The sequence below is a fragment of the Mycobacterium sp. SP-6446 genome, assembly GCF_001954045.1.
Taxonomy (GTDB): Bacteria; Actinomycetota; Actinomycetes; order Mycobacteriales; family Mycobacteriaceae; genus Mycobacterium.
Window position 1 is genome coordinate 1 of the sequence record NZ_MBEM01000218.1, and the last position, 7,774, is coordinate 7,774.

A 7,774-nucleotide genomic window follows, 5' to 3' on the forward strand; every position below is an offset into this window, starting at 1 on the left:
CGCGGCGCTGGCCGAGATGCTGCGCCGCTACTGCGAACACATGCACGCCAACGAGCCGGTGCACACCTGGCCGTCGCAGGCGCGCGTACGTTGGGGCTATGTGTTCTGACATCTTGGACTGGGACAGTGCATACCGCGAGCAGGGCCAGTTCCAGGGCCCGCCGCCGTGGAATATCGGTGAGCCGCAGCCCGAACTCGCGGCGCTGATGGCGGCCGGCAAGTTCCGCAGCGACGTGCTGGACGCCGGCTGCGGGTACGCCGAGCTGTCGCTGGCGCTGGCCGCCGAGGGCTACACCGTGGTCGGCGTCGACCTAACCCCCACCGCCGCAGCCCCTCGTCGGCCATCGGAAGCAGCGTGTTCAACACCAATTCCGGCGCCGTCACGTGGTCCAGGCCCGGCCAGTGCAGGCGGGCGGCAATGCCATGCCGGGCCGCCTCGACGAAATTGGCATGCGCCGCAGCGAAACTCATTCTCGTCCATAGTGGATCGTCGGATTCGGACAAGACGCGCAGCATGCCGTAGTAGAAGGCCGAGTTCGCCAGCATGTCGATCACGGACGGACCGGCCGGCAACACCCGATTCTCCAGCCGCACATGCGGGCGCCCGTCGACGACGTCGTACACCGGGCGGTTCCACCGGTACACGGTGCCGTTGTGCAGGCGCAATTCGGAGAGCGCGGGAATGCGTCCGGCGGCCAGCTCGGCGGCCGGATCCTCGTCGGACAGCTCGGGCAGCAGGGACGGGAAGTAGCTGATGTTCTCCTTGAACAGGTCGAGGATCGACGTGATCCAGCGTTCGCCGAACCACACGCGCGGCCGCACGCCCTGGGTGGTGAGCTCCTCGGTGCGGGTATCGGTGGACTGCGTGAACACCTCGATACGCGTCTCCGACCACAGCTGGTGGCCGAAGAAGTAGGGCGAATTCGCGCCCAGGGCCAGCTGCGGGCCGGCCAGCACCTGCGCGGCGTTCCAGTTGGCGGCGAAATTGCGCGGGGCCACCTGTAGATGCAATTGCATGCTGGTGCAAGCGGATTCGGGCGCGATGGTGGTGGTGTTCCAGCTCAACGGCTCCGGGCCGTCGATATCGATCTGGATATCCTCGCCGCGAGCGCTGAAGATGGACTCGTTGAGGGCAGCGTATCGGGTCGACTCGCTCATCCAGCCCTCGTCGAGATGCTCGGGCCGCAGCGTGGGCAGGATCCCGATCATCACGATGTGTGCCCCGCTGGCATTGGCCTTGGTCTCCGCGTCGTTCAGGCTGGCCCGCACCTCCGCCTCCAGGTCCAGCGCGGTGTGACCGGGCAGCGGGCGGGGCGGCACGTTGAATTCGATGTTGTAGGCGCCCAATTCGGATTGATAGGCCGGATCCGCGATGGCGTCCAGCACGTAGCGATTCGACATCGCGGGCTGGTAGTCGGCGTCGACGAGGTTGCATTCGATCTCCATGCCGGTGAGCGGCCGGTCGGCATCGAAGTGTGACTGCGAGAGCATTTTCTCGAAGACGTCCAGACACAACTGCACCTTGCGCCGGTATTCCCGCCGATGTGCGTGGTCATAGGTGGTGCGCTTGACCTCTTCGCCCACAAAGCCGATGGAACATGTTTACCGGCGGCAACGCAAGTTTCCCGGCGGCGTGTGGGTGGACCATCATGGACGATGACACGACAGAACATTGGAGGAGAGCACTTGGCCGACTTCGTCGCCGCCATAGACCAGGGCACCACCAGCACCCGTTGCATGATCTTCGACCACGCCGGAACCGAGGTCGCCCGGCACCAGCTCGAGCACGAGCAGATCCTGCCGCGTGCGGGCTGGGTCGAGCACGACCCGGTCGAGATTTGGGAGCGCACGTCCTCGGTGCTGACGTCGGTGCTCAACCGAACCAATCTGGCGGCGAAAGACATTGCCGCCCTGGGAATCACGAACCAGCGCGAGACCACGCTGGTGTGGAACCGGCGCACCGGGCGCCCGTATTACAACGCGATCGTCTGGCAGGACACCCGCACCGACCGGATCGCGTCGGCGCTAGACCGCGACGGTCGCGGCGACGTGATCCGGCGAAAGGCGGGCTTGCCGCCGGCGACCTACTTCTCCGGGGGAAAGCTGCAGTGGATCCTGGACAACGTCGACGGGGTGCGCGAGGCCGCCGAAAGCGGTGACGCGCTGTTCGGCACCGCGGACACGTGGGTGTTGTGGAATCTGACCGGCGGCCCGCGCGGCGGCGTGCACGGCACCGATGTCACCAACGCCAGCCGCACCATGCTGATGGACCTGGAAACGCTGGACTGGGACGACGAGCTGTTGTCGTTCTTCTCGATTCCGCGTGCGATGCTCCCGGCGATCGCGCCGTCGTCGTCGCCGCAACCGTACGGTGTCACCACCGACACCGGCCCCGTCGCCGGCGAGGTGCCGATCACCGGGGTCCTCGGCGACCAGCATGCGGCCATGGTCGGTCAGGTGTGCCTGGCGGCCGGGGAGGCGAAAAACACCTACGGCACGGGCAATTTCCTGCTGCTCAACACCGGCGAGACGATCGTCCGATCGAAAAACGGCCTGCTGACCACGGTCTGCTACCAGTTCGGGAACGCCAAACCCGTTTACGCGCTTGAGGGTTCGATCGCGGTGACCGGCTCGGCCGTGCAGTGGCTGCGCGACCAGCTGGGCATCATCAGCGGCGCGGCCCAGAGCGAGGCGCTGGCCCGTCAGGTCTCCGACAACGGCGGGGTGTATTTCGTGCCGGCGTTTTCCGGCCTGTTCGCCCCGTACTGGCGATCCGATGCCCGCGGCGCGATCGTCGGCCTATCCCGGTTCAACACCAACGCGCACCTGGCCCGCGCGACGCTCGAGGCGATCTGCTACCAGAGCCGCGACGTGGTCGACGCGATGAAAGCCGATTCCGGTGTGCGCCTTGAGGTTTTGAAGGTCGACGGCGGAATCACCGGCAACGACCTGTGCATGCAGATTCAAGCCGACGTGCTGGGCGTGGACGTGGTGAGGCCGGTGGTCGCCGAGACCACGGCGTTGGGCGCCGCTTACGCCGCGGGTCTGGCCGTCGGGTTCTGGGCGGACCTGGGCGAGCTGCGCGCGAACTGGCGCGAGGACAGGCGGTGGTCGCCGGAGTGGAGCGACGACGAGCGCGCCGCCGGGTATGCCGGCTGGCGCAAGGCGGTGCAGCGGACCCTGGATTGGGTCGATGTGACCTGATCCAGGGTCCGCCGGCCGTCAGTCCTCGCCGAGGATCCCGTAGATCTCCCGTCGCGCATTGTTGAGGATGTCGACGATGCGCTGCTGCTGGTCGGAAGAGGCGGTGTGCGCGGACTGCGCGACCGCCCCGAACAGCTGGCCCGCGGCCGTGCGCAGGTTGACGTGGCCCGGGTCGGCGCCCTGGGCGATCTCGTCCCACGGCGGGGTTTCGATCTTCTCGGCCGCCGCGCGTCCCGGGTCGGTCAGCTCGAAAAGCTTCTTGCTGCCGTCGGTCTCGGTCGCCGTGATCAAGCCTTCGTCGGCCAGTAGCTGCAGCGTCGGGTAGACCGAGCCCGGGCTGGGCTGCCAGATTCCGTTGCTGCGTTCGGCGATCTGCTGGATCATCTCGTAGCCGTGCATCGGCCGCTCGGCCAGCAGCACGAGGATGGCCGCCCGGACGTCACCGCGGCGTCCCCGGCCCGGACCGCCGCGACGCCATCCGCCGCGCCGGCCGCCGGGGCCGAAGCCGAAGCCGGGCCCGAACCCGGGACCGAAACCCGGCCCGAAGCCCTGGTTGCCGGCCTGGTCGCGAAGGTGTTCGCGAAATTCTCGCCGGGCCTGGCGCCTGGCCTCATGCAGGGCGCGCCGCTGAGCGGGAGCCGGGCCGGGGCCGAAACCGAAGCCCAGGCCGGGTCGAGCGCCGAATGGGCCGTCGGGAGGAGTGAATGGATTGGTCATTGTCTGTGGTCCTGTCTGTTGGATCGCGCACCGGTCGTGCGCTTCGGTACATCACGATATATCGTAAACTAACGCGATGCAATGAGATATTCCAGGTTTGCGCCCGAACTCGGCGGGTAGCACCTGTGGGATGGACGCAAATAACTCCAACGTGACGTTCGACAGCGCAACGCGGAGCGCGACGGGTCAGGCGCAGGGTGAAGCGCGTGGACGCCGCGTCTGGCCGTGGGTCAACTGGGGGTTGGCGCTGTCCACGGTGCCGGCGGCCGCGCTTGTGATGCTGTTCGCGCTGGGCGCCGTGATGAGTACCGACGGCTGCAGCGATCGCAGTTGCCCGAACCTGGGCCGCGGGGGGATCGACTTCGGGGTCGCGTTCTACGGCGCGCCCGTGGTGGCGTTCGTCGTCATCGCCGTCTCGGTCTTCACCGCCAAGCGCCGCGGCGGCATCGTCGTTCCGCTGGCCGGATGGGCGCTGCTGATCATCGACGTGATCTGGATGGCGTTTACCGTCTCCGGCTAGCGGCAATCAGCGAGGCGGCGAGAAGCCGCCGGCCTGCGGATCCTGCTGCGGCCAAGGAACGGCCGGCGGCGGGCCGCCCAGTGGCGGGCCGGCCGGCGCGGGCGGCCCGGGTGGCCAAGGCGTCGGCCCGGCCGGCGGCCAGGGTCCCGGCGCCGGCATCGTCGGGCGCAGCCGCGCCAGTTCGCGGCGGTGGCGTTCGGCAAGAACCGCGGCGAGCACCAGCTCCGGCGGGGCGCCGGGCGGGGGCGGCGGGGCGATGCGCGACACCACGTCCCCGGCGATCCGGTACGCCATCTGCTGGCGCAGCTGACGATCGAGTTGTGGTGCGCGGGAAAGGAATTGGCGCGCAACCTCGGCTTGGCCGGCGGACAGCCCGGACAGCTGCAGCGACGCCGCCCACCACGCCAGCGCCGGGGGCATGGCCGGCGGCGGACTCGATCGCGGGCCACGCTCACTCACCACGACCGTGCCGGCGAAGATGTCGCCGACGCGTTTGGCCTTGGGCGACAGCATGCTGCAGATGACGGCGGGACTGCCGAGAAACATCCATATCTCCACCACCGCTGCCAGCGCGCGAAACACCACCTGCCGGAAGCGTTCTGGGCCACCGTCGTCGGACACCACCCGCAGGCCCATCACGATCTTGCCCACCGACCGCCCGCGCGTGGCGGTTTCGAACGTCAACGGGTAACCGATCATCACCAGCACGGTGAAGATGATCAGGACGGCCGCGCTCAGCGCGCTGTCGAACTGCGTCAGGGTGGCGGCCCACAGCATCAGCCCGAGCAGGTAGAAGACGAACATCACCGTGATGTCGATCAGTGCACCCACCGCCCGCACCGGCAACTGGGCGATCTGGACGTCGAGGACCACGGCGTCCCCGGTCACCACCTCCGACATACCACCGAACGCTACAGGCCAATTAGGCTGCTCAGGGTGGACGTCGACGCATTCGTGCTGACCCATCGCGCCACCTGGGACCGCCTGGACCAGTTGGTCAAGCGCCGCCGGTCGCTGACCGGCGCGGAAGTCGACGAACTGGTCGAGCTCTACCAGCGCGTGTCCACCCATCTGTCGATGCTGCGGTCGGTCAGCACGATCGGGTCGGATTCGCTGATGGTCGGCCGGCTCTCGAGCCTGATCGCGCGCGCCCGGTCCGCGGTGACGGGTGCGCACGCGCCGCTGAGCAGTGCGTTCATCAGGTTCTGGACGGTGTCTTTCCCGGTGGTGGCCTATCGCAGCTGGCGCTGGTGGTTGGGGACGGCGGCGGCATTCTTCGCCATGGTGCTGGTCATCGGGTTCTGGGTGGCGGGCAATCCGGAGGTGCAATCCGCGATCGGAACACCAACCGACATCGATCAATTGGTCAACCACGACGTCGCGTCGTACTACAGCGAGCACCCGGCCGCGGCGTTCGCCCTGCAGATCTGGGTGAACAACGCGTGGGTTGCGGCCCAGTGCATCGCGTCGGCCGTCGTGCTGGGGTTGCCGATTCCGGTCGTGTTGTTCGAGAACGCCGCCAACCTGGGTCTGATCGCCGGCCTGATGTTCCACGCCGGTAAGGGCGGGATCCTGCTGGGTCTGCTCGCTCCGCACGGGCTGCTGGAGCTCACGGCGGTGTTCCTGGCCGCGGGATCGGGGATGCGGCTGGGCTGGTCGGTGATATCGCCCGGGGATCGGCCCCGCGGGCAGGTCCTCGCCGAACAGGGCCGTGGGGTGGTGTCGGTCGCCGTGGGCCTGGTGGGTGTGCTGCTGGTTGCCGGGCTGATAGAGGCGTTGGTGACGCCGTCGCCGTTGCCGACGTTCGTCCGGGTCGGCATCGGAATCATCGCCGAGGCGGCGTTCTTGTCCTACATCGTCTACTTCGGCCGTCGCGCCGCAAAGGCGGGCGAGACCGGCGATATCGACGACGCGCCCGACATCGTCCCGACCGCCTGATCACCCGAAAGTTAAAGCCGCCCAGTCGCTTTCATCGCCAAATAGTGGTCGGCCAGGGCGGGCGCCAGCTCCGTCGGAACGGCGTCGACCACGTCCACGCCGCTGTGGCGCAGCCGCGACGCGATGGCGCGGCGGTCGTTGCGGGAGCGCTCGGCGGCCGCCGCGTCGTACACCGCGGCGGGGTCGGAGCGCCCGGCGGCCATTTGGTCGACGCGCGGGTCGGCACACGCTGCGATCATCACGTGGTGTTTGGAGGACAGCCGCGGCAGGATCGGCAGCAGCCCCTCGTCCAGCGCGGTCGCGTTGAGGTCGGTCAGCAGTACCACCAGTGAGCGTCGCCGGGTGCGCCGCAAAATGGCGGCAACCATTGCGCGCCAATCGGATTCGACGAGCGTGGGCTGCAACGGCGCCATCGCCTCGACCAGTTGGGCGAGCAGCTCGGTGCGCGACGCGCCGAATACGCCGGCCCGGCTCACCCGATCGTGGGCGAGGAAGTCGACATGGTCGCCGGCCCGCGACGCGAGCGCCGCCAGCAGCAGGGCCGCGTCCATCGACCAGTCCAGCCGGGGCCACCCCGCGGGATCGGCGGCGGTCGGGTCGACGCCGACGCGGCCGGCCGCCATGCGACCGGTGTCCAGCACGATCACCACCCGCCGGTCGCGCTCGGGCCGCCACGTGCGAACCATGACGTCGGCGCGGCGCGCCGACGCACGCCAGTCGATCGAGCGGACGTCATCGCCGACGACATACTCGCGCAGCGAGTCGAATTCAGTTCCCTGCCCCCGGATCAGCGTGGGCAGCAGCCCGTCGATCTCCCGCAGCTTGGCCAGCCGCGACGGCAGGTGCTTGCGGGACAGGAAGGGCGGCAGCACCCGTACCTGACCGGGCACCGGCTGAGAGCGCTGGCGTCCGGCGAACCCGAGCGGCCCGATCGAACGGGCCGTGACCACAGCCGCGCGCTGATCGCCGCGGCGAACCGGCCGCAGGACGCTGAGGACGTGCTGGCGCTGCCCTGCGGCGATGTCGACGGCGTGAATGCGTGGTTCGGCTCGTGCGCTGGGCGGCCAGGCGTCGCGGAGCTGGCCGCGGAAGCGCCGGCGGCCGTCGTTGTAGATGTCCAGGCTCGCGTCGACCTGCTGACCGAGCCGCGCCGAACTGTCGGGGGACCGGGTGAAGCGCAATCCGCCGGGGCTGGCCGCCAGCGCGATATCGGCGACGACGACTATCGCCAGCGCCACCAGCAGCGCCACGAAAGCCTTTGCCGGCCACGGCGACAGCGCGATCGGCAGAACCAGGATCAGCGCCGCCAGGCCGGTGCGCCCGGTCAGGATCACTAGCGGGGCACCGGAACCGACGCCAGGATTCCGTCGAGCACCCCGTCGGGGGTGGCGCCTT

The 7,774-nt window shown here is 68.9% G+C and carries 6 protein-coding genes and 2 pseudogenes; 4 read left to right on the forward strand and 4 right to left on the reverse strand.

The annotated features are described in order from the left end of the window. Positions 1-98 precede the first annotated feature (98 nt). Positions 99-332, forward strand: a pseudogene (locus tag A5736_RS19410) (class I SAM-dependent methyltransferase); the annotation flags it as partial. Here the strand turns inward: A5736_RS19410 and A5736_RS19415 are convergent. Then, positions 313-1,584, reverse strand: a pseudogene (locus A5736_RS19415) (glutamate--cysteine ligase); the annotation flags it as partial. The pseudogenes A5736_RS19410 and A5736_RS19415 sit on opposite strands and share 20 nt — an antisense overlap. Before the next feature lie 72 nt (positions 1,585-1,656). On the opposite strand from A5736_RS19415, the gene glpK reads away from it, so the two are divergent. Next, entirely contained in the window at positions 1,657-3,204 is a 1,548-nt protein-coding gene (gene glpK, locus A5736_RS19420) for a glycerol kinase GlpK (RefSeq protein WP_076248060.1), read from the forward strand. An 18-nt stretch (positions 3,205-3,222) separates the two neighbouring features. Here glpK and A5736_RS19425 read toward each other — a convergent pair whose 3' ends face one another. Further along, positions 3,223-3,921, reverse strand: coding sequence for a PadR family transcriptional regulator (locus A5736_RS19425; protein WP_076248061.1), 699 nt, complete (start codon positions 3,919-3,921; stop codon positions 3,223-3,225). Positions 3,922-4,051: 130 nt separating this feature from the next. On the opposite strand from A5736_RS19425, the gene A5736_RS19430 reads away from it, so the two are divergent. Continuing rightward, positions 4,052-4,441, forward strand: coding sequence for a hypothetical protein (locus A5736_RS19430; RefSeq protein WP_076125297.1), 390 nt, complete (start codon positions 4,052-4,054; stop codon positions 4,439-4,441). A gap of 6 nt (positions 4,442-4,447) precedes the next feature. Here the strand turns inward: A5736_RS19430 and A5736_RS19435 are convergent, their stop codons facing one another. Further along, on the reverse strand, positions 4,448-5,341 hold the full coding sequence (locus tag A5736_RS19435; protein WP_076248063.1) for an RDD family protein: 894 nt from the start codon (positions 5,339-5,341) through the stop codon (positions 4,448-4,450). 36 nt (positions 5,342-5,377) lie between these two features. On the opposite strand from A5736_RS19435, the gene A5736_RS19440 reads away from it, so the two are divergent. Beyond that, complete coding sequence (locus A5736_RS19440; protein ID WP_076248065.1) at positions 5,378-6,379, forward strand: stage II sporulation protein M; 1,002 nt, start codon at positions 5,378-5,380, stop codon at positions 6,377-6,379. An 11-nt stretch (positions 6,380-6,390) separates the two neighbouring features. Here the strand turns inward: A5736_RS19440 and A5736_RS19445 are convergent, their stop codons facing one another. Beyond that, the gene (locus tag A5736_RS19445; protein WP_076248067.1) at positions 6,391-7,713 is read right to left on the reverse strand and encodes a DUF58 domain-containing protein; all 1,323 of its coding nucleotides are present in this window, start codon (positions 7,711-7,713) and stop codon (positions 6,391-6,393) included. Positions 7,714-7,774 lie beyond the last annotated feature (61 nt).